Source organism: Roseobacter sp. FCG-D35 (assembly GCF_033436665.1).
In the GTDB taxonomy this organism is placed as follows: domain Bacteria; phylum Pseudomonadota; class Alphaproteobacteria; order Rhodobacterales; family Rhodobacteraceae; genus JAWQFO01.
This window is the reverse complement of sequence record NZ_JAWQFO010000010.1, coordinates 40,168-66,060: the sequence shown is the minus strand read 5'-3', so window position 1 is coordinate 66,060 and position 25,893 is coordinate 40,168. Positions and strand designations below refer to the sequence as shown.

Sequence of the window (25,893 nt, the reverse complement as noted above, 5' to 3'; positions counted from 1 at the left end):
CTCTATTCCGGCTGCCGGTCCCGGCAGGCGCGCGCATCACGCAAAAGCGCCGAGACATGCGCGTCCTCGATGCCGAGCGCCTCGAATTGGCGGGAGATGTTCTCGACGTAGTCGAAGCTGCTGCCGTAGTAGCCCGCCCCGTTCGCGGCGTAGCGAACCTGGTCGGCGTAGCCGAGGTCGGGGTGGATCGCATCCGCGGCATAATCGGCCAGGAAGGTGAGCGCCGATACCGGCGCGCCGTCGATGAAGATCTCGATATGCGCCGCCGTGTAGACCGGACCGAGTTTCTCGCGGCGCCAGAGGTGGTGCGATTCCTCCTCGACGAGGTCCGCGGCAATCCGGAAGGCAAGCCCCTCGCACCCCGCGCCGCGGTCGAGTGCAGCCATGACGCCGGGACTTTCCGGCGTGCCGCGCCAGCCCGAGACGTCGACGAAGATGAAGCGCCGCTCGTGTTCCGGCGCGAAGGCGCGGCGCACCTCGGCAAAGCGCAGCGCGGGATCCCACATCAGCGAGCCGTAGGCGAACACCCAGAGGTCCTGCCCGGAACGGTCCCGAAGCGCAACTGTGCGCGAGGCTTCACGCACATCCTCCGGGTCGATCATATCGGGGCGCATGCCGCGGACACTGAGTTCGCGCACGAGGTCCTCGACCTTGAAGCTGCGGAAATAGGAGGTGAGCGGATCGGCGATGCGGTCGCGCAACTCCGGATGCCGGGCGAAGGGGTCCGGGTTGGCGTCGATGCCGGAAGGTCCCGTGATCATGGCCGTGTCTTGCTCGATCGGTCGCGCCGGGCCGGCCCCGGAATTTTGCAAAATTCCGGCCCGTTTTCCGGATCGGAAAACGCCGCGCGGATCAACCGTCCTGCTTCAGGGCGCCGTTGTCCCAGGTCCCGGTCTTTTCCTCGCCTGTGGCGTAGCGCATCGTGCCGCTGCCCTGGCGCTTGCCGGCCTTGAAGCTGCCTTCGTAGACATCCCCGTTGGCATAGGTCGCAACCCCCTCGCCTTCGAAGTCACCCTCCGCCCAGTCGCCTTCGTAAGAAAAGCCCGAAGCCATGGTGATCTTGCCCTTGCCGTGACGCTTTCCGTTCTCGAAGCCGCCCTCGTAGACGGTGCCGTCGGCGAAGGTGGCGGTCCCCTGGCCCTGCCGCTGGCCGTCGATCCAGTCGCCCTCGTAGCGGTAGCCGTTGGCGAAGGTCATGACCCCCTTGCCGTGGTTGCGCGCATTCCGGAACCCGCCTTCGTAGGTCACCCCGTTGGCGTAGGTCGCCTTGCCCTGGCCGTCGATCACTCCGCTCTTCCAGTCGCCCTCGTAGGTCGAGCCGTCGGGATAGGTGATCAGCCCCGCGCCGTCCGCGAGACCTGCCTTGAAGTCGCCCTCGTAGACCGACCCGTCGGGATAGGTGACCTTGCCCAGGCCCTCGCGCTCGCCCTTGACCCAGGCGCCGGTGTAGACGTAGCCGTCGGTCGAGGTGAAGGTGCCCTCGCCGTGGCGCCGGTCGTTGCTGAAGGTACCCTCGTAGACGTCGCCGTTGGCATAGGTCACCTTGCCGGTGCCTTCGCGCTTGCCCGCAGAAAGCTGGCCTTCGTAGACGTCGCCGTTGGGCTGGGTGAGCGTTCCGCTCCCGTCGATCTGGCCCTCGGCCCACTGGCCGGTGTAGACCAGCCCGTCGGGCATCGTGAGCTTGCCCTGACCCGAGCGTTTACCTGCGACCACCTCGCCATCGTAGACCGTGCCGTCGGGATAGGTGATCACGCCGACGCCGTTTTCGACGCCGTCGACCCAGTCGCCCTTGTACTCGTAGCCGCCCGGCACGCTCATCGTGCCCTTGCCGTGGTACTTGGCGTTGCGGAACGCGCCCTCATAGCGCACCCCGTTGGCGTAGGACGCGATGCCCTGACCGGTGATCTCGCCCGCCGTCCAGTCGCCCTCGTAAGTGCCGCCGTCGGCGAAGGTGATCTTGCCGAACCCGTCGGGCTTGCCCTTGGCGAAGGTGCCTTCGTAGATCGACCCGTCCGGGAAATGCGCGGTCCCGTCGCCCTTGATCTCGCCGTCGACCCATTCGCCGGTGTACTCGTAGCCGCTGGGCAGCTTGTAGGTCCCGAGCCCGTGCTGCACGCCGCCCTTGAAGGTGCCTTCGTAGACTCCTCCGTCGTCGTATTGCTTGGTCAGGATCTGGCCGTCCTGCGCGGATGCGGTCACCGGCAGAAGCGCGACGGTGAAGCTGATCAGGCAAAGGCTTTTGCGGGTAAGCGTCATCTCGGGCCTGTATTCGGTCGACTGGGAGTCTGGTGACTGGGTCTTGGCTGTCGCGGTAACACCGCGCAGGCTCTCGGGCCTGCGCGTAAGGTTAAGGCTTGCGTCCCGCCGGGGCAACGCCTTTCGGGCCCGCAGGGCGGCTTGGGCTTTTCACCGCGGCCCGATCTGTTACATCACCCCGGTGCAGAGACAGAAGGCGCGCAGATGGCAGACCGCTTCCGCATCACCCTCGGACAGCTGAACCCGACCGTGGGCGATCTGGCCGGCAACGCGGCGCTCGCGCTGAAGGCCTGGGAGGCTGGGCGCACGGCGGGTGCCGATCTCGTCGCGCTGCCCGAGATGTTCATCACCGGCTACCAGATCCAGGACCTCGTGATGCGCCGGTCGTTCCAGCTCGACGTTGCGCGCCGGATCGAGCAGCTTGCCCGCGACTGCGCCGACGGGCCACCGATGGCAATCGGCAGTCCCTGGGTCGAAGGCACCAAGCTTTACAATGCCTACCTGATCCTCAAGGGCGGGCGGATCGCGAGCCAGGTGCTCAAGCATCACCTGCCGAACGAGGATGTCTTCGACGAGGTGCGGATCTACGACGCCGGACCGCTGGGCGGGCCTTATGCCGTCGGGAACACCCGGATCGGTTCGCCGATCTGCGAGGACGCCTGGTACGAGGACGTGGCCGAGACGCTGGCCGAGACCGGGGCCGAGTTCCTGCTGGTCCCGAACGGCTCGCCCTACCACCGGCACAAGTACGACGTGCGGATCAATCACATGGTCGCACGCGTGATCGAGACCGGCCTGCCGCTGATCTATCTCAACATGGTCGGCGGCCAGGACGACCAGGTCTTCGACGGCGCGAGTTTCGGGCTGAACCCGGGCGGCAAGCTGGCTGTGCAACTGCCCGGCTTCGACGAATGCATCGCCCATGTCGACCTGGAGCGCACGTCCGAGGGCTGGCGCATCGTCGAAGGCGAGAAGGCGCACCAGGGCGACGCATGGGAGCAGGATTACCGCGTCATGGTGCAGGCGACGCGGGATTATTTCCGAAAAACCGGGTTCAAGAAGGCACTGCTGGGGCTCTCGGGCGGGGTCGACAGCGCGCTGGTGGCGGCGATTGCGGCCGATGCGCTGGGCCCCGGGAACGTGCGCTGCGTCATGCTGCCGTCGGAGTACACGTCCGAGCATTCGCTCGAGGATGCCGAGAGCGTCGCCAAGGCGCTGGGCTGCCACTACGACTACGTGCCGATTTCGAAAGCCCGCGCGGCGGTCACCGAAACGCTGGCGCCGCTTTTCGAGGGGCAGGCGCCGGACCTGACCGAAGAGAACATCCAGTCCCGCTTGCGCAGCCTTTTGCTGATGGCGCTGTCGAACAAGTTCGGCGAGATGCTTCTGACCACCGGCAACAAGTCCGAGGTCGCGGTGGGTTATGCTACGATCTACGGCGACATGTCGGGCGGCTACAACCCGATCAAGGATCTCTACAAGACCCGCGTCTTCGAGACCTGCCGATGGCGCAACGCGAACCATCGCGACTGGATGAATGGGCCTGACGGAGAGGTGATCCCCGACCGGGTGATCACCAAGCCGCCCTCGGCTGAGTTGCGCGACGACCAGAAGGACAGCGACAGCCTGCCCGATTACCCCGACCTCGACGCGATGCTCGAAATCCTCGTCGACAAGGCCGGCTCGGTGGCCGATTGCGTGGCCGCGGGGTTCGACGAGAAGACGGCGCAGAAGGTCGAACATCTCGTCTACGTCAGCGAGTACAAGCGCTTCCAGGCCGCGCCCGGCGCGCGCCTGACCAGCGGCGCCTTCTGGCTGGACCGGCGCTATCCCATCGTCAATCACTGGCGCGACCGGGACTGAAACCGGCATCAAGCGGACAGGTCGCTGATCGGAAAGCTGTTTCAGAATCGTGTCGCGCCATGCTAGGTGTTGCGGCATGGACGGCGCAAACCCCAACATAGGCGAAGATCGGCCGGTGATCCGGCAACTCGACGAGGCGGCGATCAACCGCATCGCGGCGGGCGAGGTCGTCGAACGCCCGGCCTCGGCGGTCAAGGAGCTGGTGGAAAACGCGCTCGACGCCGGGGCACGTCGGATCACGGTCGACTATGCCGACGGCGGCAAGACGCTGATCCGGGTGGCCGATGACGGCTGCGGCATGTCGGCCGAGGAGTTGCCGCTCGCCCTTGCCCGGCACGCGACCTCGAAGATCGACGGGTCCGACCTGCTCGACATCCACACCTTCGGCTTTCGCGGCGAGGCGCTGCCCTCGCTCGGGGCGGTAGGACGTCTGACCATCGCCAGCCGCGCACCGGGCTCTGCCGGTGTCGAAATGACGGTCGAGGGCGGGCAGACGCGCGGCACGCGCCCGGCGGCGCTCAACGGCGGCACCACGGTCACCTTGCGCGATCTCTTCTACGCCACGCCGGCGAGGCTCAAGTTCCTGCGCACCGACCGGGCCGAGGCGCAGGCCATCGCCGACGTGATCCGGCGCCTCGCCATGGCCGAGCCTTACGTGAGTTTTGTGCTGCGAGACGCCTCGGGCACCGGTGCGCCGCGCGAGATCCTGCGCACCGAGGCAGAGCAGGGCGAACTTTTTGACGCGCTGCAGGCGCGCCTCGGCCGCATTCTCGGACGGGAGTTCGCCGAGAACGCCCTGCCCATAGACGCGGTGCGCGAGGGGCTGCGGCTGAAGGGCTACGCCGCTCTGCCGACCTATTCGCGGGGCGCTGCGGTGGCGCAGTTTCTCTTCGTCAACGGCCGCCCGGTGCGCGACAAGCTGCTGACCGGGGCGCTGCGCGCCGCCTATTTCGACTTTCTGAGCCGTGATCGGCACCCGGCGGCGGCGCTCTTCGTGGAGTGCGACCCGCGCCTTGTCGACGTGAACGTGCATCCGGCGAAATCCGAGGTCCGGTTCCGCGATCCCGGTCTTGCGCGGGGTCTGATCGTCTCGGCCCTGCGGCACGCCCTGGCCGAGGCCGGGCACCGGGCCTCGACCACGGTCTCCACGGCGACGCTGGGCGCGATACAGCCGCAGCCCGAGGTGGGGCGCGTCTACCAGATGGACCGCCCGCGCCCCGGCCCGATGCCCGCACCCTCGGCGCCGGGCTTTGCCGAAACCGCGCAGGTCTGGGGACGGATCGAGGAGACGCCGGAAGTCGTCGAGGACGAAACCCCGGCGGATTACCCGCTGGGCACCGCGCGCGGTCAGGTGCACGAGAACTACATCCTCGCCCAGACTGCGGACGGCATGGTGATCGTCGACCAGCATGCCGCCCATGAACGGCTGGTCTACGAGAAGCTGAAACGCCAGATGGCGGAGAACGGGGTGACCTCGCAGGCGCTGCTGATCCCGGAAATCGTCGAGCTTTCCGCGTCGGACTGTGCCCGCCTTCTGGCGACCGCCGACGATCTGGCGCGGTTCGGGCTGGTGATCGAGGCCTTCGGCAGCGCTGCCGTGGCTGTTCGCGAAACGCCTGCACTTCTCGGCCAGGTGGATGCGCGGGCGCTACTGCTCGACGTGCTCGACGAACTGGCCGACGCGGGCCAGAGCAATGCTGTGCAGGCGCGTGTCGAGGCGATCCTCAGCCGCGTCGCCTGCCACGGCTCGATCCGCTCGGGCCGTCGGATGCGCGCCGAGGAGATGAACGCGCTTTTGCGCGAGATGGAGGCGACGCCGCATTCCGGGCAATGCAACCACGGCCGACCCACCTACGTCGAACTCAAGCTTGCCGACATCGAACGGCTGTTCGGACGCAGATGATCGAGATCGCCGGACAGAGTTATGCCTTCGACGACCCGCGCGTGTTGGCGCTGCTCGCCGGTGCGGCGGTGCTGGTGCTGATCCTCGTGCTGCTGATCCTTGCCGTACGCCGGGCCGGGGCCAGTGCCGCGATGGCCGCGCCGCTTGCGCGCCAGATCCATTATCTCGGGCAGTCGGTGCAGCAGTTGGGGGCAGGCCAGGAGCAGTTGCGCGGTGGGCTGCAGACCGTCTCGGACACACAGGCCAATGCGCAGACCCAGGTGATCCAGACGATGGAGACGCGGTTGGCTTCGGTGCAGCAGCAGATGCAGGACCGGCTGGCCGAGAACGCGATGCGCTCGGCCCGGGCGCTGGCCGAAATGCAGGAGCGCATGAACGAGACGCTCAGCGGGTCGTCGAAGCAGACCGCAACCTCGTTGACGCAATTGCAGGAACGCCTGGCGGCGATCGACAAGGCGCAGGACAACATCACCAAGCTGTCGGGTGACGTGCTGTCGCTGCAGGACATCCTCAGCAACAAGCAGACGCGCGGGGCCTTCGGGGAAATCCAGCTGCACGACATCGTGTCCAAGGCGTTGCCCAAGGACAGCTACGCGCTGCAGGCGACGCTGTCGAACGGCAAGCGCGCCGATTGCCTGATCCACCTGCCCAATCCACCCGGCCCCATCGTAATCGACAGCAAGTTCCCGCTGGAAGCCTACGAGGCGCTGCGCCGGGCCGACAACGACCGAGCGCTGCGCGAGGCGGCGCAGGCGCTGCGGGTGGCGGTGCGCGCTCACATCAAGGCGATCGGCGATCGCTATATCCTCGAAGGCGAGACGGCGGATGGGGCGATCCTGTTTCTGCCGTCAGAGGCGGTCTATGCCGAGTTGCACGCCAATTTCCCGGAACTCGTGCGCGAAGGCTTCAACGCGCGTGTCTGGATCGTGTCGCCGACGACCTGCATGGCGACGCTGCACACCATGCGGGCGATCCTCAAGGATGCGCGGATGCGCGAGCAGGCCGGAGCGATCCGCAAGACGCTGCACCAGCTTCACCGCGACGTGGAAATCGTGGTAGAGCGCGTCGGCAAGCTCAACACGCACTTCGGCCAGGCCCGGGCCGATCTCGACGGCATCACCACGGCGGCGGAACGCGCCGGCAAAAGGGCCGCACGGCTCGACAATTTCGATTTCGAGGAACTGGCCGAGGATGGCGGACAGGTGGTGCCGCTGGCCAAGCCGAAGGGCTGACAGGCTCAGGCCGTCGCGAAGACGAACTCGTCGGCCTCGATCCGCACGTAGTCCCGGACAGCGTTCATGGCCTTGGCGACAGGCGCGGACGGGCGCGGGCGCGCGACGGCTGCCACGGGCCGGTCAAGCTCGCGCAGGACGTGGAACAACGCGCGGTGGGTCCCGAAGATCTGCGGCGGGACAATGACGGTTCGGATCCGTTCCGGCGAATATCGCTTCATGGTGCAAGGCTCCCCTGGTGCAGATCGGGTACCGCCTCGCAGTGTCGATTTTGTGGCGAATTTGCGCGATCTTTCTGCTGGCGGGTTTCAAGCCTGCAGACGGCCGCGTGCCTCTGCCCGACCTCCGGTGGCCGGCACCAGTTCGGCGGCACATCCCAGCCCGTGCGGCGGCATGCCGGAGTAGAGCGTTTCGTATTGCCCGGCCTTGACCAGATAGGTCTCGTGCCAGATCCCGACGTCGCCGCGCCGGTCCTTCAGCCGCCTGTTGAAGTCGACCCAGGCCGGAAAGTGATGACGGTCGTCGGCGCGCGCGTAGGCTTCGAGATGCGCGAAGCTGCGCCAGTATTGCACGATGCCCGCCCGCGCCAGGCCAGTATGGCCGAGAAAGCCGGTCTGCTCCGCCGGCAGGCGCTGCAACTCCGCCAGCATGCGCGGCATTGCCCGGACCGTCGGCAGCCATGCGCCGATCTTCCAGGGCTTGTTGATCCGCACGCCGATCAGGAAGACGACGAAATCGCCCTCGATCCGGGCGGTCATTCGGTCGGCGATCACTCCGGACATGCCCTAGTCTCCCTGCACACAAGCCGCAGGACTGTGGCACGCGCGTCGATTCGCGCAAAGCCGGTCCGAGGTCAGCCGCGCGGATCGTCGAGGTGGTCGCGCCAGGAATGCTGCGGCTGGTACCCGAGCATCTGCTTGGCCTTGGCGCTTGAGAACAGCGTCTCGTGCGTTCCGACGTCGCGTCTGACCGGCACGTCGGCATAGTAGCGCTCGAGCAGTTCCGGTGTCGTGAGGCTCACCGAGTGATCGTCGTTCGAGACGTTGAAAACCTCGTAGCCGAGTCCGTCCGTCTCGAGGCATTTCTGCACCAGCTGGCCGAGGTCGCGCACGTCTATGTAGGAGAACGTGCTGCGGCGGCGCAGGTCCGGGTTTTCCATATAGGCCGGGAAATCCGTGGTGTATTCATCCGGCGCGATCACGTTGTTGAGGCGCAGCCCGTAGATGTCGAAGCCCGAGCGGCGCTGGAAGCCGCGGGCGGTCGCCTCGTTGCAGACTTTCGACATGGCGTAGCTGTCTTCGGGAACCGTCGGGTGATCTTCGTCGATGGGCAGGTACACGGGCTTGCGGACGCCGTCCGCGAAACAGACGCCGTAGGCGGTTTCGGACGAGGCGAAGATGATCTTGCGCACTCCGAAGCGGACGGCGGCGTCGATGACATTGTAGGTGCCGATGGTGTTGACGCGAAAGCACTCGCCGTCCGAGGTGATGAGGATGCGCGCGACGGCGGCGAAATGCACCACGGCATCGAACTTCGGCACGCCGGTTCCGGGGTCGAGCTCGTCGAACCCGACAAGCGAGGACATGGTGTCGTAGACCTGACCGGGATCGGTGATGTCGACGATGCGGTTTTCGACGCCGGGCAGATCGAGCGGCTGCAGGTCGACGTTGAGAACGCGGTGGCCTTGTTCGATCAGGTAGGGGATCACGTGGCGGCCGGCCTTGCCGGTGCCGCCGGTGAAGAGAATCCGCATGGTCTGCTCCTTGGTGGCGTCTGGCGCAGACCTAGCAGCAAAAACCCCGGGAGATGAACCCCGGGGTCTGTTTCGTTTCAACCGGTTGACCGGATCAGATGATGCGAACCTGCGTACCGACCGGGCAAAGGCCGTAGAGCTCTTCGATCTTCTCGTTGTAAAGCCCGATGCAGCCCGAGGAGGACCGGCGTCCGATCTTGCGCGTGTCGTGGGTGCCGTGGATCAGGTAGGCGGGCCAGCTGAGGTACATGGCGTGGGTTCCGAGCGGATTGCCGGGGCCCGGGGGCATGTAGCTGAGCGTCGGGTCGGCTTCGAGCATCGATTGCGTCGGCGTCCAGTCGGGACCGACCCGCTTGCGCACGACCTCCGTGTAGCCGCGCTTGGTCAGTTCGTTGGTGCGCGGGACCGAAGTCGGATAGATGCGGTAGTCCGATCCGTCCGCGCTCCAGTAATGCAGACACCGCGATTCGGTATCGCAGACGATCGTCGAGCGCCCAAGACGATCGAAGTGGTCCTGCCAGCGCTGGGTGCGGAAGCTCGAGATGTTGCGGCGCACCGCGCCGGTCTCGCGGCGTTCCTGCGCGAGGTCCTCCTCGAACGCGGGATCGAGAATCTGTGCAGCAGCCGGCCGGACGAGGAAGGGAGTCGCCAGCGCGGCCGCGGCGAATTTGCGACGTGTCCAATCGGTCATGGTTCAATCCCCTCTTGCTTGCGCGATGGGCTAGGTAACAGCACGCGTGCGCCTGAAGTGCCAGTAAATCATGCGTGAGTCGCGAGTATGCGATCCACTTGCGGCGAAAGTCAGGCGTATCTGGCGTTCGATTTGGCCTGTTTCAAGCCATTTCGAGTCAGATCCGCAGGAATTTCTGCGCGATCCGGGGCATAAAACTGGTGAACCTCAGCGGAGCGTCCGTGACGGCGAGACAAATGCAGTCCTCGTGTACATCGGCAACCGGCGTGTGCTGCACGTCCGAATCCGCGATTTCGACGTCGCCGCGCGCGAAGTAATCGTCCTCGTCCTGGAACGCGCCCTGCAGAACCATCGTCAGCTCCATCCCGCGGTGGCCGTGATCGGGCATCGCGAGACCGGCCGGGATATAGAGCAGTCGCGCCGTCGCGCGGTCGCCGGTGGTCAAAATCGCCTGTCGCACGCCCATCCCGACGGACCGCCAGCGCACGGCCTCGAGATCGCCGCCGACGTAGTCATGCAGCGGGGCGGGGAACACGCCATTCGGATTGCGGCGCGGCGCCACGCGGTCCTGCGGCTGGGCGTCGATGCGGGCGAAGGTCGCATCGAGGCTGACCGCGCCCAGGGATTCGGCGGATGCATCCGCTTCTTCCAACAGCGCGCCGCCGACGGCATCGAAACTCTCTGCCTTGGCGCGGCACTCGTCGCAGAGTGAAATGTGCGTTGCGACGGCAAGGTCAAACGCTTCGGGCAGGTTGCCGGCCGAATAGGCCATAAGCAACGCGTCGCTAAGGTGATGTTTGATGATTTCTGTCATTGTAATTCGTCACTTCTCATTTCATCGCATGGCGCAAGCGGTCCAGCGCCAGCCGTATCCTCGACTTGATCGTGCCCAGTGGCAGACCCGTTTCCGCGGCGATTTCACTGTGGGTCAGGTCCCCGAAATACGCCTTCTCGATCAGTTCCCGCTGAGCCTTCGGCAGTTTCGCCACCGCAGCACCCAGCAACTCGCTTTCCTGCTGGAGCGCCAGCACGTCATGCTGGTCAGGCTCCTCTTCCGGTCCCCAGGTCAGATCCTCGGGCTCGGGCCGTCTTTGCCGGCGGATCAAGTCGATCCTGCGGTTCCGGGCGATGGTGAAAATCCACGTCGCCACGGATGCCCGCGAGGGATCGAAGAGATGCGCCTTGCGCCAGACCGTCGCCATCACGTCCTGCGTACAGTCCTCGGCGACATCGGCGTTGGTGCCGGACTTGATCAGGAACCCTTTCACCCGCGGCGCGAAATGCCCAAAAAGCTCCGCGAAGGCCGCGCGGTCGCGGAAATCGCGGACCAGCGTCATCTGCGCCACCCACATATGCCTGTCAGTTCCGTCTTCTGCGCTCACGCGTTTTCGATCCGCTTCAACTCGTTCCGACGCACCGACCGACCGGAGAGCCTCCGGAAGATTGCCCACGTCGTAGGGCGTAAATGGCTCGACACCGCTGAACATGCATCGTTTACGTCATCCTCGCGGGGTCGGATCAGATTTTTGCGTCCGCGTTGCATCCATTTCAACACCTGTCCCGTATCTACATGAAATTCCGTAAAGAGTGGAAACAAACGACATGCCTTTCGAAGCCCCGACCGCAAGCTCCATCGCCGCACTGCAGCCGTCCGGTCCGCGCCGGCGGATCGCCGTGATCGGCGGTGGCATTTCCGGCATGGGTGCCGCGCACATGCTTGCCGACGAGGCCGAGGTGGTGCTGTTCGAGGCCGAGCACCGCCTCGGTGGTCATGCGAGAACCGTGATCGCCGGGCGCAACGGGGACCAGCCGGTCGATACCGGCTTCATCGTTTTCAACTACGCCAACTATCCGCATCTTGCCGAGCTCTTTGACACGCTCGGCGTTCCGGTGGTGAAATCGAACATGAGCTTCGGCGCCTCCATCGACGGCGGGCGCATGGAATACGCGCTGCATTCGCTCGACGCGCTTTTCGCCACCCGGCGCAACACCGTCGTGCCGCAGTTCCTGCGGATGGTGCGCGACATCTTCCATTTCAACCGGCATGCCCTGCGCCGGGCCAGCGACCGCAGCCTGAACATCGGCGAGTTCCTCGGCAAGATGGGCACCGGGACCTGGTTCCGCGACTACTACCTGCTGCCCTTGTCCGGCGCGATCTGGTCGACCCCGAAAGAGCGGATCATGGAGTTTCCGGCCCATGCGATGATCCAGTTCTTCGAAAACCATGCCCTACTGAACACCTACGGTCAGCACCAGTGGTACACGGTGCAGGGCGGCTCGGCGCAGTATGTCTCGCGGCTCGAGGCGTCCCTGCGGTCGCGGGGCGTTGGCATCCGGCTGAAGACCCCGGTGCAGGAGGTAAGGCGCCAGCACGGCAAGGTCACGATCCGCGCGCACGGGGGCGTTTCGGAAGTATTCGACGACGTGATCTTCGCGACCCATTCCGACGACACGCTGCGGCTTCTGGCGGACGCTTCCGCTCAGGAACGCGCGAGTCTCGGGACCATTGCCTACCAGCCGAACGAGATCGTGCTGCACGCCGACGAAAGCCTGATGCCGCGCCGGCGCAAGACCTGGGCAAGCTGGGTCTACACCGAGGATCGCAACGCCAGATCCGACGAGATCGATCTGACCTACTGGATGAACTCGCTCCAGCCGATCCCGCAGGACGATCCGCATTTCGTCACGCTGAATTCCCGCCGGCCGATCCGCGAAGAGCTGATCTACGACCAGGTGACACTGCGCCATCCGGTGTACACGCTCGAGGCGTTGGCGGCCCAGCAGGAGCTGCAGCGGAACAACGGGACCGACAACACGTGGTTCTGCGGCGCCTGGATGAAGCACGGCTTCCACGAGGACGGGCTGTCCAGCGCCGTCGACGTGGTCGAGCGGATGCGGCAGCGGCAGGTGTCGCTGGCGGCGGCATGACGGCAACTGTCGAACATATCGCGGGGCAGACTTTCCACGGGCGGCGCGGCGCGGTGCGCAACGCGTTCCGTTACGGCGTCGACTATGTTCTCCTCGACGCCGAGGCAGAGGCCTCGGGTCCGGCCCTCTTCGGACGCAACCGCCGGGCGCTCGCCGCGCTTTGGGACAGCGACCACGGCGGTGCTCCCGGCGCCGGGCGCGGGGCGGCTTGGGTCCGCGAAGTGCTAAAGCGGTACCAGATCGCCGGCATCGCGAAGATCGAGTTGCTGGCGCAGCCGCGTGTTCTCGGTCACGTCTTCAACCCGGTCAGCTTCTGGTTCTGCCGGCGTGCGGACGGGGCGCTGATCGCGAGCATCGCGGAGGTCACGAATACCTACGGCGATCGTCACTGCTACCTCTGCACACACCCCGACCTGTCGCCGATCGCGTCCGAGCACACGCTCCGCGCCCGCAAGATCCTGCACGTCTCGCCGTTTCAGCCCGTGGCGGGTGAATACGCCTTCCGCTTCAACCTCGCACCCGACCGCATCGGGATCTGGATTGGTTACGACCGTGCCGAAGGCGGGCTGGTCGCAACCCTGACCGGACAGCGGTCGCCGCTGAGCAACGCTGGGCTGTTGCGGGCGATGCTGCGCCGGCCGTTCGGGTCGCGGCGTGTGCTGGCGCTGATCCATTGGCAGGCGCTCAAGCTCTGGTGGAAAGGCGCGCGCTTCCGGGCGCAACCGACCCCGCCGGCCGAAGAGGTCAGCCGGTGAATGACGCGCCGCGCTACCCGTCCTACGCGCTTTTCGCCGCCATGCTCTCGGCAGCGGGTCTGCCGATCTACATTCACGCCCCCAAGGTCTATGCCGACGAGTACGGCGTCTCACTCGCTGCGCTCGGCGCCGTTCTGGCCGGCCTGCGCCTGATCGACGTGGTCCAGGACCCGCTGCTGGGACGGCTGTCCGAGCATCTGCGCCCGTCCCGCGGCAGCGCCGTCGCGCTCGCCTGTGCCGTGATCGCGGTGGGCATGGTCGCGCTTTTCGCGCTGCCTCCGGCGCTCGCGCCGCTGGTCTGGTTCGCGATCTCGCTGACCGTCGTCTTCTCGGCCTTCAGCTTCCTGACGATCAACTTCTACGCCCAGGGCGTCGTGCGCGCCGGGGACGGGCACCTGCGCCTCGCGCGCTGGCGCGAGACCGGGGCGCTGGTCGGGATCTGCGTCGCCTCCGTTGCCCCGCTGGTGCTGGGTTACGCCGGGTATGCCGTCGCCTTCGCGCTGCTGGCGGTCTGTGCCTGGCTCGCGATGCGCGGCGAATGGGTCACGACCGAGACCACGGCGCCGTCGATCGGGCTGCGCGCCGTGCTGGGCGACGGCCCGGCGCGCCACCTGCTGCTGATCGCACTGGTCAACGCGGCCCCTGTGGCGGTGACCTCGACGCTGTTCCTGTTCTTCGTGCAGAGCCGGCTCGAGGCGCCGGGCCTCGAAGGACCGCTGCTGTTGGCCTTCTTTCTCGCCGCGGCGCTCGCCGCGCCCGGCTGGGGGGCGCTGGCCGAACGGTACGGTGCCCGCGCGACGCTGGGCGGGGCGATGCTGCTGGCCATCGCCGCCTTCGCCGTGACGCTGACGCTGGGTCCCGGCGACTGGCCGGTCTTCGCCGCGGTCTGCCTGGTCTCGGGCGCGGCGCTGGGCGCGGACCTGACACTGCTGCCGGCGATGTTCGCGGCCCGCATGGCCCGGATCTCGCCCTCGGCGGCGGAAGGGTTCGGGCTCTGGTCCTTCGTGTCGAAGCTGACGCTGGCACTGGCGGCCGGGGTTTTGCTGCCGCTTCTGGGAAGCGCCGGCTTCGACAGCGGGTCCGGCGACAACCCCGATGCCGCGCTCGCGCTGCTGACGCTGCTTTACGCCGGGGTGCCCTGTCTGCTCAAGGCGGTCGCACTGGGATTGTTGTTGCTGTCGCCAAGGGAGGCCACCGCATGAGTGACTGGACGGGAAAGCGTTACTGGCTTGTGGGGGCGAGCGAGGGGCTGGGCGCGGCCCTGGCGCGCCGGATGAGCGCCAAGGGCGCCGAGCTGGTGTTGTCGGCGCGCTCGAAGGAGAGCCTCGAGGCGCTGGCGGCCGAGTTGCCTGGCCCGGCCCAGGTGCAGGTCATCGATGTCTCGGACGACGAAAGCGTGGCGGAAGCCGCCGAAGCCGTTGGCCGGGTCGACGGGCTGGTCTGGCTGGCGGGCGTCTACTGGCCGTTCCCGGCGACGGAGTGGAACGCGGGACAGGCAACCGCGATGGCCGACGTGAATTTCACCGGCGCGGTCCGGGTGCTGGGAGAGGTGATGCCCGATATGGTGGCGCGCGACGCTGGCCATATCGTGCTGACCTCGAGCCTGACCGGATTTCGCGGTTTGCCGGGCTCGATCGGCTATACCGCGTCGAAGGCCGGGATCATGTCGCTGGCCGAATGCATGCACGCGGATCTGCGCGCGACCGGCGTGCGGGTCCAGGTGGTCAATCCCGGCTTCATCCGCACCCGCCTGACCGACAAGAACGATTTCAAGATGCCGTTTATCATGGAGCCGGAGGCGGCGGCGGGCGAGATGCTGGATCACATGGAAAGCCGGCGCTTCAAGAAGAGCTTTCCCTGGGCATTTTCGCTGGTGTTTCGCGTCTCGCAATTCCTGCCCGACTGGCTTTACTTCCGCATATTCTCGTGATCCAGGCGGGTTCGCCGAAGACCTTCATGCCTCCGGCGGGGATATTTTCGAACCAGAGAGGGGCAGGTCGGTTCAAAGCCGAGCGAGATGGTCGCGGAAAGTCTTTTTCGCGCGCGCCAGCACCGGATCGTCCGGGTCGGCGAGCCGCGCGAGCGTCGGCAACAGTTGCGCGGCGTAATCCTGCGAGCTTTCGAGCGGCAGAAGCGAGGGCAGGTTGTCGATGGCGGTCACGTCGAGCGGGGGCGTGTCATGCACGCGCAGGGCCGGGGTGTGCCAGTCCGTCGCGCGGTCGTAGACCCGGATCGGGGAGAAGTCGCTGTCGGGATCGCAGGCGATGTCCGCGATCACCCGCAGTCTGCGATCCCGTGCGCCGGTGTCGGCAGGCACGAAGACAGGCGTGCCGGGCTGCGCGAGAATGCAGTTGAAGAAAAGCGCGTGGTCGAGCACTTCGGGAAAGGGCGCACCGCGGGCGGTCTCGGCCATGTCCCACCCGATGACCGGAACGTCGAGCGCACGGCAAAGATCACTCACCCCGGTACCGACGCGGCCCAGTGCGCCAATGGTAAGCGCGTCGGGGCGCGGGGTGCCTGTCGCGTCGAGTTCGGCGGCTAGATCGGCACGCAGATGTTCGGCGTCGGGCCAGGATTGGAGGGCGCCACAGGACCCGCCGCGGACCTGCGCCGTCCAGCATTTCAGCGCCACGGCGGCGCCTGCGTAGCCGGCCCAATAGCCGAAGGCGGCGACCCGGCGCCCGGCGTCGTCGGTGAGATATTCCAGGTCGATCAGCGTGCCGCCGCCGGCGCGGAAGCGCTTTAGAAGGCGGCGCCCGGCGGGCTGGTCCTTGTAGGCATGCCCGAACATGACGTGGGTGTGCGGCAGCGGCGTGCCGTCGTCGGGCAGTTCCTTGAGGCCGAGGATCACCGCGTCGCGCGGGGCGTCGGGCCAGCCATTCTCGGGGACCATGTCGCATCCGGCCTCGGCGTAGCCGGCGTCGGGGATGATACGGGTTCGGGCGCGTTCGACGCTGACGCGGAACCCTTCGGCGATCAGCGCGGCGGCACCGTCCGGGGTTAGCGGCGTGCGCGTCTCGTTCGGGCGCTGCTCGGCGCGCAGCCAGAGGTGCACGCTCACAGCAACCCCGCGTCGTATGCCGCCCGGACCGAGGGACGCGCGCGCATCCGTTCGAGGAAAGCCGTGATCCCGGGGAAGTCGTCGATCGCGACCCCGTCGCCTTCCATCCAGCTGCAGATCATGAAGGCGTAGAAGTCGGCCACACAAGGCGTCTCGCCGCCGAGCGGGTCGCCACCGAGGCAATGCGCCTCGATGAAGCGCGCGCTTTGGGTCATGGTCTGCGGCACCTTGGCAGCCATGTCCGCGTGGCTCTCGGGACGGTCGGCCCAGCGCGCGCCGCGGCGGGCATGCGCGTGGTTCACATGCGCGGTCGAGGCCAGGTAGTACATGACCGAGCGCACCCGCGCCGCGGCGAGCGCGTCCTCGGGCATCAGCCCGGCGTCCGGTGCCAGAGCGGCGACCAGTTCGAGGATGGCGCCGGTCTCGGTGAGGCGCTGGCCATCGGCAAGCTCGAGCGTCGGCACCCGGCCCTTGGGGTTGATCTCGAGATAGGGCGCCTGCGTCTGTTCACCGGCGCCGAAGTCGAGAGTTGTCACGTCGAATGTGAGGCCGGCTTCGTGCAGGGCGATGTAGACGGCGACGGATATGGTTTTCGGGGCGCAGTAGAGGCGCATGGCCGTTCTCCTCAGAGGTGGGTCTGGGCGTGATGCCGGTCGGGCGGTTCGAGATGCGGGATGGCGTTGAAGAGCACCGGAGCGAGGGTGCCGCCGATGGGAAACAGCCGGTGCAGCGAGGTGTTGAAGATCGCCAGCGCCATCGCTGCCGTGGCCGGAATGTCGAGCCGCAGGATCTGGCGCATGGCGAAGGCAATGAGCCCGCCGGAGGTGACGACCAGCGCAGGACCATCGCCCGCGGCTATATCGTCCAGCACGTCGCGGATCCGGGTCTCGAAGGCCGCGAAGGTTTCCGGGGCTGCGGCGATCCGGTTCTCGTGCCAGGCCGCGAAGACCTGCGGCAGGTGGGTGACAAAGCCCTCGCGGTCAGAGGGGATGGCAAGCCCGTGCTCGTCCTGCATGGCGCGGGCGAGGGTGAAGTATTCGAGTTCATTGAGCCGCGAATCGCGCACAGGGTCGAGGTCGGTGGCCATCGCGTCGGCGGTCTCGACATGCCGGCGCAGGGTGCCGGTATAGAGCCGGGTGTGCAGTTGGCGGTGGGCGTCGAGATGGCCGCCGAGCCAGGCCGACTGCTGCCGGCCGAGCGGGCTCAGCTGGTCATAGCCCGCCTCGTCGCGGGCGGTGGAATTGGCCTGTCCGTGACGGACGAGGGTGATGTGGCTCATGCTGCGGCCCCGGTACTGCTCCGCCTTGTTAGGCGAGCGGCGCACGGCTGGAAAGAGCGGGGCGCGAAATCGGCGCCGTGCGGATCAAACGCGTCGCCGGGTGACCGATGGGAAACCCGCGTGCCGGGATTTCGGCGCGGGATGTCGACTTTGGGCCTGCTTGGCCTTTCGGCCTGCCGGTATAGAGTCATGACGGAAGACGCAGGAGCACGCGACATGAGTGACGGGATCACCTTCACGCTCGACGGCGAGGAAGTCGTCGCGGAACCGGGCATGACGATCTGGGAGGTCGCGCACGGGCGCGGGCTGGTGATCCCGCATCTTTGTCACAAGCCGGCGCCGGGTTATCGGCCGGACGGCAACTGCCGCGCCTGCATGGTCGAGATCGACGGCGAACGCACACTTGCGGCCTCGTGTATCCGCGAGCCGAAAGACGGCATGGTGGTCAAGACCGCCTCGGCGCGGGCGAAGTCGGCGCGCCGGATGGTGATCGAGATGCTGGTTGCCGATCAGCCCGAGCAGGCCAAGGCGCATGACCGGTCGAGCCACCTGTGGGACATGGCAGAAAAAAGCGGGGTGCGCGAAAGCCGTCTGCCGAAGCTCGAAGCGGATCGCGTTCCCCTGCTCGACGACAGCCACGTCGCGATGCGCGTGAACCTGGACGCCTGCATCCAGTGCAACCTGTGTGTCCGGGCCTGCCGCGAGGTTCAGGTGAACGACGTGATCGGCATGGCGGGGCGTGGCCACGACGCCTTTCCGGTGTTCGATATCGACGATCCGATGGGCGCCTCGACCTGCGTGGCCTGCGGCGAATGCGTCCAGGCCTGCCCGACGGGCGCGCTGATGCCGGCAACCGTGCTCGACGCGGAACAGCGGGGCGATGCGGAGGATTACGACCGCGCCGCCAAAAGCGTCTGCCCGTTCTGCGGCGTGGGCTGCCAGGTCTCGCTGAAGGTCAAGGGCGATCGCATCAAGTACGTGGACGGCATCGACGGCCCGGCAAACGAGGGGCGTCTGTGCGTCAAGGGGCGGTTCGGGTTCGACTACATCCACCACCCGCACCGCCTGACCAAGCCGCTGATCCGGCGCGAGGATGCCCCGCCGAAAGGGCTCAACGTCGATCCCGCCGACTGGTCAAGCCATTTCCGCGAGGCGAGCTGGGACGAGGCGCTGGATTTCGCCGCCGCCGGGCTCAAGGGGCGCGGGCGCGAGGTCGCGGGCTTCGGGTCGGCAAAATGCACCAACGAAGAGGCCTATCTCTTCCAGAAGATGATCCGGCAGGGGTTCGGCCACAACAACGTCGATCACTGCACGCGGCTTTGCCACGCCTCCTCGGTGGCGGCGCTGATGGAGAACGTCGGCTCGGGCGCGGTCACCGCGACCTTCAACGAGATCGAGAATGCAGACGTGGCGATCGTGATCGGCGCCAACCCGGTCGAGAACCATCCCGTGGCTGCGACCTACTTCAAGCAGTTCGCCAAGCGCGGCGGCAAGCTGATTGTGATGGACCCGCGCGGCGTCGGGTTGCGGCGGTTCGCCAGCCACATGCTGCAGTTCCGGCCCGGCGCGGACGTGTCGATGCTGAACGCGATCATGAACGTGATCGTCGAAGAAGGGCTCTACGACCAGCAGTACATCGAGGCCTATACCGAGAACTGGGCGGCCGAGAAGGCGCATCTGGCGCAGTTTCCGCCGGAGAAGATGGCTGCCATCTGCGGCGTCGACTCGGAGGTGCTTCGCGACGTGGCGCGCACCTTCGCCGGGGCGAAGGCGGCGATGATTTTCTGGGGCATGGGCATCTCGCAGCACATCCACGGCACCGACAACTCGCGCTGTCTGATCTCGCTGGCGCTGATGACCGGGCAGGTCGGCCGTCCGGGCACCGGCCTGCATCCTTTGCGCGGTCAGAACAACGTGCAGGGCGCATCCGACGCCGGGCTGATCCCGATGTTCCTGCCGGACTACCAGCCGGTGACGGACGACGGCGTGCGCTCGGCCTTCACCGAGGTCTGGGGCTCTGGGGATTTCTCGGACCAGAAGGGGCTGACGGTGACCGAGATCATGGATGCCGTGCACGCCGACGATATCAAGGCGATGTACATCCTCGGTGAGAACCCGGCAATGTCGGACCCTGACGTCGAACACGCCCGCGACGCGCTGGCCAAGCTCGATCACCTCGTCGTGCAAGACATCTTCATCACCGAGACGGCGAATTACGCCGACGTGATCCTGCCGGCCTCGGCCTTTGCCGAGAAGTCCGGGACCGTGACCAACACCAACCGGCAGGTGCAGATGGGCCGGCCCGCCGTGCCGCCACCGGGCGAGGCAAAGGAGGACTGGTGGATCGAGGTTGAACTCGCCAAGCGGCTCGGGCTCGGCTGGGACTACGACAGCCCCGCGGATGTCTTCTCCGAGATGAAGCGCAACATGAAGAGCCTCAACAACATCACCTGGGAGCGGCTCGAGCGCGAGGGCGCGGTCACCTACCCGTCGCTGTCGCCCGAAGATCCGGGCCAGGCGATCGTCTTCGGTGACGGGTTCCCGCGGCCCGAGGGGCGGGCGCGGTTCACGCCTGCGTCGATCATTCCGCCCGACGACGTGCCGGATGCCGACTACCCGATGATCCTGACCACCGGGCGGCAGCTCGAACACTGGCATACCGGCTCGATGACCCGGCGCGCCAGCGTGCTCGACGGGCTCGAGCCCGAGGCCAACTGCTCGCTGCACCCGTCGACGCTGCGGAAGCTTGGCGTCGCACCGGGCGAGCACGTCCGGCTGACGACCAAGCGCGGCACGATCTCGATCATGGCCCGGGCCGACCGGGCGGTATCGCCGGACATGGTCTTCCTGCCCTTTGCCTTCGTCGAGGCCGCGGCCAACATCCTGACCAATCCGGCGATCGACCCGTACGGCAAGATCCCCGAGTTCAAGTTCTCGGCCGTAAGGGTCGAAAAGGCGGGCGCGGAACCGGCACAAGCCGCGGAGTGATCCGCTGACAGGGTACGGCAGCAGGCTTGTGCAAGTATCGTCTTGCACATTTGCCGCCAGGGAGGGCCGATGCCGCTTGAAACCTACCTGATCTACCTCGCGGCGGTGGCGGTGTTCTTCGCCACGCCGCCCGACACCAGCCAATTGCTGATCGTGTCGAACGCGATCCGGCACGGGTTGCGCCGCAGCCTCTGGACCGTGGCGGGTGACCTCTCGGCCAACGCGCTACAAATGACCGCCGCCGCCTTCGGGCTCGCGGCGGTGATCGCGACGTCGGCGCAGGCCTTCGCCGTCATCAAGTGGGCCGGTGTTGCCTACCTTGCCTGGATCGGCCTGAGCCTGATGCTGCGTGCGGAGCCCGAGATGCGCACCGGTGCCGGCGTCGCCGGGACGCGGCTACGTCTGTTCCGGCAGGGCTTCGTCACCTCGCTCGCCAACCCGTTCGCGGTGGTGTTCTTCGGCGCGCTCTTCCCGCAGTTCATCGACCCTGCCCTGCCGCTGCTGCCGCAACTACTGATCCTCGGCGCAACCTATCTGGCGGTCGACGGCGCGATCCTGCTGGGCTGGGGCTGGCTGGGTCGTCGTGCGGCCGGTCTGATCGGCACCCGGTCGCGGGCGGTCGTGAACCGGGTCTGCGGCGGGCTGATGATCGCGGCGGCCGGGCTCCTGGCGCTGAAGGATCCCGAGCCCGCGCGCTGAACGCGGCGCTGGCGGGTTCCGGCGGCGCGGGCTTTGCCCTAGTCTGCGGCCATGACAGATCCCGACAGGTTTCTCGCCGACTTTCACAAACTGCGATCCTTCGGCGCCGCAGGTGTCGGGAAGGGCGTGGTGCGCCCCGCTTACGGCGACGCCGACGTCGGAGCGCGCCAGTGGCTGGCGTCCCGCATGACCGAGGCCGGGCTGCGTGTCGAGGTCGACCCGATGGGCAATGTCTTCGGCCTTGCCGGTGCGGGATCGCTTCTGGTCGGCTCGCATTCCGACAGCCAACCCGAGGGCGGCTGGCTCGACGGGGCGCTGGGCGTGATCGCCGGTCTGGAACTGGCTCGCGCCGCCAAAGAGACGGGCGGACCACCGGTCTCCTGCGTCTCGTTCCAGGACGAGGAAGGGCGCTGGGGCGTGACGACGGGCAGCGCGGTCTGGGCCGGCAACATCGAACAGGACAAGGCCGATGCGCTGACCGATCACGCCGGCATCGCGCTGGGCGACGCGCGACAGGCGATGGATACGATGGTCACCGGTCCTGTCGATCCTGCGCAATTCGGCGGTTTCATCGAGATGCACATCGAGCAGGGGCCGCACCTCGACACGACCGGCGAGCGGATCGGGGTCGTCACCGACATCGTCGGCATTCGCGACATGAAGGTCACGTTCGAGGGCCAGCAGAACCACGCCGGCACCACGCCGATGCACCTGCGCCGCGACGCCTTCCAGGCGCTCGCCGCGTTCAATGCGTCGATCGAGGAGCGATTCCGCAACGTGGTGACGCCGCGCACGGTCTGGACGATCGGACATGTCTCGCTGCATCCCAACGCGTCCTCGATCGTGCCGGGCCGGGCCGTGTTCTCGATGCAGTGGCGCGACGCCGACGGTGACCGGCTGAAGCGCATGGAAGAGATCATCCGCGACACCGCCGCCGAGGTCGCCGACGCGCGCGGCATGACCCTGTCGTTCGGGCCGATGCTGGGCCTCGAGCCGGTCGAAATGGATGCCCGCCTGCGCGGCGCGCTGGAGACCGGGGCCGAAGAGGTGGCGCCGGCGCGCTGGCGCAGGATGCCCTCGGGCGCGCTGCATGACGCCACGAACGTTTCGCGCCTGATGCCTGTCGCCATGTTGTTCGTGCCGTCCATCGACGGGATCAGCCATGCCTTCGCGGAAGATACGCGCGAGGAGGACCTTGTCGCGGGGCTGAAAGTGCTCGACGCGGCGGTGCAACGTCTGCGCCGCTGAACGCTACGGTATCCGCATTACCGCGTGACAAGCTTGGTGAAGGTCAGTGAGGTCGGACGGTCGTAGCCCGGATGCGCCGTCCGCCCGGTGACCACGAAGCCCATCCGTGTAAAGGCGAGATGGTTCGCGACCAGTTCGACGCGCGTCTTGAGTTCGAGCCTTTGCAGCCCGAGGTCCACGCACCGCGCCTCGGCGCAATCGACCAACTGCCGCGCAAGGCCCTTGCCCTGGTGCTCCGGCGCCACCGCAAGCTTTCCGAGGTAGAGCGCGTCGGGCCGGGGACTGAGGAACATGCAGGCCTTTGGCGGCGAGCCGATGCTCCAGACCTCGCCCGTCTCGCAATGCGCGCGGACGTCCTCGAGGGTCAGGCGCTGCAGTGAGGACGGCGGATCGATCCTGCCGTCCATGTAGGCGAAGGCGTCATGCAATAGCGACAGGATGTCGGCCAGTTGCGGGTCGTCGAAGCTGTGGCGCACGGGGCCGGTCATTGCCACCTCACGTCGCCGAGAAAGATGTAGCCCGCACCGTAGATCGTCTTGATCAGTTGCGGGTTCTTCGGGTCCTCGCGCAGCTTCGTGCGCAGGCGCGAGATGCGTACGTCGATGGCCCGGTCGAAGCTTTCGCTCGCAGCCCCGCCGAGGCTCTCCTGCATCTGTGCGCGGCTCAGCAGGCGCTTGGGGCTTTCCAGGAACAGCCGCAGGATTTCGCCCTCGGCATGCGAGAACACGACCTCCGCGCCGCTCGCATCGGCCAGAACGTAGCGGTCGAAATGCGCGGTCCAGCCGGCGAAGGCCGCCGTCCGTCCGGCCTGCGGCGCACTGCGCGCGCCGCGCAACCGGGCGCGGATGCGGGCGACCACCTCGGCCGGCTCGAAGGGCTTGATGATGTAGTCGTCCGCGCCGAGTTCGAGCCCGGTCACCCGGTCCTGAACCTGCGCGCGACCCGAGATGATGATCACGATCGCCCCGCGCTCCAACGCCAGCCGGTGGACCAGCGCCAGCCCGTCCGTGTCCGGCAGCGAAAGGTCGACAAGACAGACGTCCGGCGTGACCTGTGCCAGCGAGGCCTCGAACTCGCGGGCGCGGGCGAAGCTCTGGGTGCGGAAACCGGCCTCTTCCAGCGCATCCGCCAGCATGCGTCGGATCGCCGGTTCGTCGTCGAGGATGCTGACCAGTGGCGTCGTCATTGCGCCGCCTCCGTCAACACGCCGGTTAAAGCGGCGAGGTCTTCGGCGGTAAACGGTTTCTGCAGGACCGGCGCGCGGGCGCGCGCCTGCACGCTCAGCGCGTCGTCTGCGGGCAGCGAGGTCATCAGCACGATCGCGGTATTCGATCCCGCGACCCGCGCGGCAAGGTCGATCCCCGTTGCCTCGCCCTCGAGCTGGATGTCCGACAAGATCAGGCTGATGTCGGGCACGTCGGCCAGAAGGGCCGTAGCCTCGTCGGCCGAGACCGCTTCGACCACCGAATGCCCGAGGCCGGTCAGCATGTCGCGGTAGATCTCGCGCAGGTCCTCGCGATCCTCGACCAGCAGAACCAGCCCAGTGGGCGCGGCGACGGCGGGACGGTAGGGCAGCCGCAGCACCACCTGCGCCCCGTCTTCGGTATTGGACAGCCGCAGGTCACCGCCGGCGAGCTTGGTCATGTCCCAGACCATCGGCAATCCCATGCCGGTGCCCTCGGCGCCCTTGGTGGTGAAGAAGGGATCGAAGGCCCGTTCCAGCGCGCGCGGTGAAAATCCGGGCCCGGTGTCGCTGACCACCCACTCGATCCAGGTCTCGTGGAGCGCGCGGCAGCGGATCGTGATCGTTCCGTGCGTTCCACAGGCATCGCGCGCGTTCAGGATCAGGTTCAGAAGGCTGTCCTGCACCATCCCGGCATCGAGCAGCATCGGCCGGTCGGGAGCATCGCAGATCACGTTCAGCCGGATCTCCGTGGGCAGCGTCGGCGCGGCGAGCGTGCGCAGATCCTCCAGCAGCGCGTGCAGGTCTGTCGCGCCGGGGCGCAGGGTGCGCCGCGCGGTGACGTCGGCAATGCTTTCCAAAAGACCGCCGCCGCGCCGCGCCGCCGCCAGCGTCGCCTCGATCAGCGCAGGCGCCTCGGCGGGCAGCCCGTCAAGACGTTTCAGGTTCGATTGCAGGCCGAGGATGATGGTCAAAAGGTTCGAGAAGTCATGCGCCAGCCCCGAGGTCATCTGCGCGGCCAGCGCTCGGCGCCGGGTCTGTTGCAGCGCGGCGCGCGCCTGGGTTTCCTCGGTGACGTCCATGCTGAGGATATAGACGCCGCCACGCCCGTCCGGGGTGAAGGCCGCGCGGATGCGCCGCGCGCTGGCCTCGTCTCCGAACTCGAAGACCGATGCGGTGCCGTCGTAGGCCTGCTGCAGCTTCGGCGCGATCCGTTCGAAGGCGCGCGGTCCCAGCACCTCGCCGATATGCCGCCCGAGGATCTCGGTATCGCGCCCGGGAAACATGGTGCTGAGGCGCCGGTTCGAGTAGGTGTAGTGCCCGCCGTCGTCGACATGGGCGATATGGGCCGGCATCATCTCGGTGGTCAGCCGGGTGCGCGCCTCGATCTCGGTCAGTTCGCGCTTGGCCTCCGCAAGCGCGGTGTTCATTGCTGCAAGTTCGCGGTTGGTCGAGGACAGCTCTTCGGAATAGGCCACCAGCTGGTCCGACAGCTCCTCGGAGCGGGCGCGCAACAAAGCCTCCTGCTGCTTCGAGCGGGTGATGTCGGTGTAGACCGTCACCCAGCCGCGCTGCGGCAGCGGCGAGCCCTCGACCGAGATCGTGCGCCCGTTGGCGCGGGTGCGTTCCATGTAGTGCGGCACGAAGGCCAGCGCCTGTTCGACGCGCTCGGTCACGAATGCCTCGATATCCGCGACCGGCCCGTATTCTCCGGCGGTCACGAGGTGGCGGATCGTGTCCTCGAAGGTGGCCCCCGGCGTCACCAGGTGATCGGGCAGGTCGAACATGTGCTGGAACGGGGCATTGCAGACCGCGAGCTTGAGATCGGAATCGTAGATCGACAGCGCCTGGGCGATCAGGTTGAGCCCGGCTGTGGTCAGCGTCCGGATTTGCAACGGGCTGTGCGGCACGCCATGTCTCCTTTCCCCTATGGCTAGCAAAGCTTTCCGGGCAGGCCAATCGCTGGGTCGCCTCGGCCGGACGGACGCGCGCGGCGGGGACGGGTGGACGTCGGGTCATCGGCCGATCCGGCGGCCGGTAACAATTCGAAAGGA

At 67.1% G+C, this 25,893-nt stretch carries 24 protein-coding genes; 10 read left to right on the top strand and 14 right to left on the bottom strand.

Annotation, left to right across the window (positions count from 1 at the left end):
• Positions 1-2: 2 nt before the first annotated feature.
• Together R5H30_RS19175 and R5H30_RS19170 are read right to left on the bottom strand one after the other, a co-directional pair.
• Positions 3-761 carry a gamma-glutamylcyclotransferase gene (locus R5H30_RS19175; RefSeq protein ID WP_318330245.1) on the bottom strand — a complete coding sequence of 253 codons (759 nt, stop codon included), beginning with the start codon at positions 759-761 and terminating at the stop codon, positions 3-5.
• Positions 762-852: 91 nt separating this feature from the next.
• Entirely contained in the window at positions 853-2,256 is a 1,404-nt protein-coding gene (locus tag R5H30_RS19170) for an MORN repeat-containing protein (RefSeq protein WP_318330243.1), read from the bottom strand.
• Positions 2,257-2,460: 204 nt separating this feature from the next.
• Here R5H30_RS19170 and R5H30_RS19165 point away from each other — a divergent pair, with 204 nt between their 5' ends.
• From R5H30_RS19165 to R5H30_RS19155, 3 genes are all read left to right on the top strand, one after another.
• Positions 2,461-4,119 (top strand): NAD+ synthase, encoded by a 1,659-nt coding sequence (locus R5H30_RS19165; RefSeq protein ID WP_318330242.1) that lies wholly within the window; start codon positions 2,461-2,463, stop codon positions 4,117-4,119.
• A gap of 76 nt (positions 4,120-4,195) precedes the next feature.
• Positions 4,196-6,022, top strand: a complete 1,827-nt coding sequence (mutL, locus tag R5H30_RS19160) for a DNA mismatch repair endonuclease MutL (RefSeq protein WP_318330241.1) — start codon at positions 4,196-4,198, stop codon at positions 6,020-6,022.
• Positions 6,019-7,254: a DNA recombination protein RmuC gene (locus tag R5H30_RS19155; RefSeq protein WP_318330240.1), complete on the top strand. Its 1,236-nt coding sequence runs from the start codon at positions 6,019-6,021 to the stop codon at positions 7,252-7,254. Before mutL ends, R5H30_RS19155 begins: the two co-directional genes overlap by 4 nt.
• 5 nt (positions 7,255-7,259) lie before the next feature.
• Here R5H30_RS19155 and R5H30_RS19150 read toward each other — a convergent pair whose 3' ends face one another.
• From R5H30_RS19150 to R5H30_RS19125, 6 genes are all read right to left on the bottom strand, one after another.
• Positions 7,260-7,475 carry a hypothetical protein gene (locus R5H30_RS19150; protein WP_318330239.1) on the bottom strand — a complete coding sequence of 72 codons (216 nt, stop codon included), beginning with the start codon at positions 7,473-7,475 and terminating at the stop codon, positions 7,260-7,262.
• Between the two features lie 87 nt (positions 7,476-7,562).
• A complete protein-coding gene (locus R5H30_RS19145; protein ID WP_318330238.1) occupies positions 7,563-8,036 on the bottom strand; it encodes a DUF4188 domain-containing protein in 474 nt (157 codons plus the stop codon).
• 71 nt (positions 8,037-8,107) lie between these two features.
• Positions 8,108-9,007 carry an NAD-dependent epimerase/dehydratase family protein gene (locus tag R5H30_RS19140; protein ID WP_318330237.1) on the bottom strand — a complete coding sequence of 300 codons (900 nt, stop codon included), beginning with the start codon at positions 9,005-9,007 and terminating at the stop codon, positions 8,108-8,110.
• A gap of 94 nt (positions 9,008-9,101) precedes the next feature.
• Positions 9,102-9,698: a L,D-transpeptidase gene (locus R5H30_RS19135; RefSeq protein ID WP_318330236.1), complete on the bottom strand. Its 597-nt coding sequence runs from the start codon at positions 9,696-9,698 to the stop codon at positions 9,102-9,104.
• A gap of 157 nt (positions 9,699-9,855) precedes the next feature.
• Positions 9,856-10,512: a ChrR family anti-sigma-E factor gene (locus R5H30_RS19130; RefSeq protein ID WP_318330235.1), complete on the bottom strand. Its 657-nt coding sequence runs from the start codon at positions 10,510-10,512 to the stop codon at positions 9,856-9,858.
• A gap of 16 nt (positions 10,513-10,528) precedes the next feature.
• Positions 10,529-11,050, bottom strand: coding sequence for a sigma-70 family RNA polymerase sigma factor (locus R5H30_RS19125; protein ID WP_318330325.1), 522 nt, complete (start codon positions 11,048-11,050; stop codon positions 10,529-10,531).
• A 250-nt stretch (positions 11,051-11,300) separates the two neighbouring features.
• Between R5H30_RS19125 and R5H30_RS19120 the strand changes: the two genes are divergently transcribed.
• Genes R5H30_RS19120 through R5H30_RS19105 form a run of 4 tightly spaced genes read left to right on the top strand, consistent with a single transcriptional unit; the run spans position 11,301 to position 15,311 of the window.
• Complete coding sequence (locus tag R5H30_RS19120; RefSeq protein ID WP_318330234.1) at positions 11,301-12,626, top strand: NAD(P)/FAD-dependent oxidoreductase; 1,326 nt, start codon at positions 11,301-11,303, stop codon at positions 12,624-12,626.
• A complete protein-coding gene (locus R5H30_RS19115) occupies positions 12,623-13,381 on the top strand; it encodes a DUF1365 domain-containing protein (protein WP_318330232.1) in 759 nt (252 codons plus the stop codon). The genes R5H30_RS19120 and R5H30_RS19115 overlap by 4 nt, the downstream gene beginning before the upstream one ends.
• Positions 13,378-14,583: an MFS transporter gene (locus R5H30_RS19110; RefSeq protein WP_412105154.1), complete on the top strand. Its 1,206-nt coding sequence runs from the start codon at positions 13,378-13,380 to the stop codon at positions 14,581-14,583. Before R5H30_RS19115 ends, R5H30_RS19110 begins: the two co-directional genes overlap by 4 nt.
• On the top strand, positions 14,580-15,311 hold the full coding sequence (locus R5H30_RS19105; RefSeq protein WP_318330231.1) for an SDR family NAD(P)-dependent oxidoreductase: 732 nt from the start codon (positions 14,580-14,582) through the stop codon (positions 15,309-15,311). The genes R5H30_RS19110 and R5H30_RS19105 overlap by 4 nt, the downstream gene beginning before the upstream one ends.
• Positions 15,312-15,383: 72 nt before the next feature.
• Here R5H30_RS19105 and R5H30_RS19100 read toward each other — a convergent pair whose 3' ends face one another.
• The 3 genes from R5H30_RS19100 to R5H30_RS19090 are packed head-to-tail and all read right to left on the bottom strand — an operon-like array spanning position 15,384 to position 17,721.
• A complete protein-coding gene (locus R5H30_RS19100) occupies positions 15,384-16,442 on the bottom strand; it encodes a saccharopine dehydrogenase (RefSeq protein WP_318330229.1) in 1,059 nt (352 codons plus the stop codon).
• The gene (locus tag R5H30_RS19095) at positions 16,439-17,056 is read right to left on the bottom strand and encodes a glutathione S-transferase family protein (RefSeq protein WP_318330228.1); all 618 of its coding nucleotides are present in this window, start codon (positions 17,054-17,056) and stop codon (positions 16,439-16,441) included. The genes R5H30_RS19100 and R5H30_RS19095 overlap by 4 nt, the downstream gene beginning before the upstream one ends.
• Before the next feature lie 11 nt (positions 17,057-17,067).
• Positions 17,068-17,721, bottom strand: coding sequence for a histidine phosphatase family protein (locus tag R5H30_RS19090; protein ID WP_318330227.1), 654 nt, complete (start codon positions 17,719-17,721; stop codon positions 17,068-17,070).
• Positions 17,722-17,937: 216 nt separating this feature from the next.
• Here R5H30_RS19090 and fdhF point away from each other — a divergent pair, with 216 nt between their 5' ends.
• From fdhF to R5H30_RS19075, 3 genes are all read left to right on the top strand, one after another.
• Positions 17,938-20,709 carry a formate dehydrogenase subunit alpha gene (fdhF, locus tag R5H30_RS19085; RefSeq protein WP_318330225.1) on the top strand — a complete coding sequence of 924 codons (2,772 nt, stop codon included), beginning with the start codon at positions 17,938-17,940 and terminating at the stop codon, positions 20,707-20,709.
• A 69-nt stretch (positions 20,710-20,778) separates the two neighbouring features.
• Positions 20,779-21,408, top strand: a complete 630-nt coding sequence (locus R5H30_RS19080) for a LysE family translocator (RefSeq protein WP_318330223.1) — start codon at positions 20,779-20,781, stop codon at positions 21,406-21,408.
• 51 nt (positions 21,409-21,459) lie between these two features.
• On the top strand, positions 21,460-22,656 hold the full coding sequence (locus R5H30_RS19075) for a Zn-dependent hydrolase (protein ID WP_318330221.1): 1,197 nt from the start codon (positions 21,460-21,462) through the stop codon (positions 22,654-22,656).
• Between the two features lie 17 nt (positions 22,657-22,673).
• On the opposite strand, the gene R5H30_RS19070 is transcribed toward R5H30_RS19075, so the two are convergent.
• From R5H30_RS19070 to R5H30_RS19060, 3 genes are read right to left on the bottom strand one after another with little or no spacing between them, the layout of a single operon-like run.
• The gene (locus R5H30_RS19070) at positions 22,674-23,144 is read right to left on the bottom strand and encodes a GNAT family N-acetyltransferase (protein WP_318330220.1); all 471 of its coding nucleotides are present in this window, start codon (positions 23,142-23,144) and stop codon (positions 22,674-22,676) included.
• Positions 23,141-23,842: a response regulator transcription factor gene (locus R5H30_RS19065; RefSeq protein ID WP_318330219.1), complete on the bottom strand. Its 702-nt coding sequence runs from the start codon at positions 23,840-23,842 to the stop codon at positions 23,141-23,143. Before R5H30_RS19065 ends, R5H30_RS19070 begins: the two co-directional genes overlap by 4 nt.
• Positions 23,839-25,749, bottom strand: coding sequence for a PAS-domain containing protein (locus tag R5H30_RS19060; RefSeq protein ID WP_318330218.1), 1,911 nt, complete (start codon positions 25,747-25,749; stop codon positions 23,839-23,841). Before R5H30_RS19060 ends, R5H30_RS19065 begins: the two co-directional genes overlap by 4 nt.
• Positions 25,750-25,893 lie beyond the last annotated feature (144 nt).

Excerpts from the sequence above, each read along its gene's own strand:
- R5H30_RS19175 (WP_318330245.1), bottom strand. The coding sequence starts at position 761 with ATGATCACGGGACCTTCCGGCATCGACGCCAACCCGGACCCCTTCGCC.
- R5H30_RS19170 (WP_318330243.1), bottom strand. The coding sequence starts at position 2,256 with ATGACGCTTACCCGCAAAAGCCTTTGCCTGATCAGCTTCACCGTCGCG.
- R5H30_RS19165 (WP_318330242.1), top strand. The coding sequence starts at position 2,461 with ATGGCAGACCGCTTCCGCATCACCCTCGGACAGCTGAACCCGACCGTG.
- mutL (WP_318330241.1), top strand. The coding sequence starts at position 4,196 with ATGGACGGCGCAAACCCCAACATAGGCGAAGATCGGCCGGTGATCCGG.
- R5H30_RS19155 (WP_318330240.1), top strand. The coding sequence starts at position 6,019 with ATGATCGAGATCGCCGGACAGAGTTATGCCTTCGACGACCCGCGCGTG.
- R5H30_RS19150 (WP_318330239.1), bottom strand. The coding sequence starts at position 7,475 with ATGAAGCGATATTCGCCGGAACGGATCCGAACCGTCATTGTCCCGCCG.
- R5H30_RS19145 (WP_318330238.1), bottom strand. The coding sequence starts at position 8,036 with ATGTCCGGAGTGATCGCCGACCGAATGACCGCCCGGATCGAGGGCGAT.
- R5H30_RS19140 (WP_318330237.1), bottom strand. The coding sequence starts at position 9,007 with ATGCGGATTCTCTTCACCGGCGGCACCGGCAAGGCCGGCCGCCACGTG.
- R5H30_RS19135 (WP_318330236.1), bottom strand. The coding sequence starts at position 9,698 with ATGACCGATTGGACACGTCGCAAATTCGCCGCGGCCGCGCTGGCGACT.
- R5H30_RS19130 (WP_318330235.1), bottom strand. The coding sequence starts at position 10,512 with ATGACAGAAATCATCAAACATCACCTTAGCGACGCGTTGCTTATGGCC.
- R5H30_RS19125 (WP_318330325.1), bottom strand. The coding sequence starts at position 11,050 with ATGTGGGTGGCGCAGATGACGCTGGTCCGCGATTTCCGCGACCGCGCG.
- R5H30_RS19120 (WP_318330234.1), top strand. The coding sequence starts at position 11,301 with ATGCCTTTCGAAGCCCCGACCGCAAGCTCCATCGCCGCACTGCAGCCG.
- R5H30_RS19115 (WP_318330232.1), top strand. The coding sequence starts at position 12,623 with ATGACGGCAACTGTCGAACATATCGCGGGGCAGACTTTCCACGGGCGG.
- R5H30_RS19105 (WP_318330231.1), top strand. The coding sequence starts at position 14,580 with ATGAGTGACTGGACGGGAAAGCGTTACTGGCTTGTGGGGGCGAGCGAG.
- R5H30_RS19095 (WP_318330228.1), bottom strand. The coding sequence starts at position 17,056 with ATGCGCCTCTACTGCGCCCCGAAAACCATATCCGTCGCCGTCTACATC.
- R5H30_RS19090 (WP_318330227.1), bottom strand. The coding sequence starts at position 17,721 with ATGAGCCACATCACCCTCGTCCGTCACGGACAGGCCAATTCCACCGCC.
- fdhF (WP_318330225.1), top strand. The coding sequence starts at position 17,938 with ATGAGTGACGGGATCACCTTCACGCTCGACGGCGAGGAAGTCGTCGCG.
- R5H30_RS19080 (WP_318330223.1), top strand. The coding sequence starts at position 20,779 with ATGCCGCTTGAAACCTACCTGATCTACCTCGCGGCGGTGGCGGTGTTC.
- R5H30_RS19075 (WP_318330221.1), top strand. The coding sequence starts at position 21,460 with ATGACAGATCCCGACAGGTTTCTCGCCGACTTTCACAAACTGCGATCC.
- R5H30_RS19070 (WP_318330220.1), bottom strand. The coding sequence starts at position 23,144 with ATGACCGGCCCCGTGCGCCACAGCTTCGACGACCCGCAACTGGCCGAC.
- R5H30_RS19065 (WP_318330219.1), bottom strand. The coding sequence starts at position 23,842 with ATGACGACGCCACTGGTCAGCATCCTCGACGACGAACCGGCGATCCGA.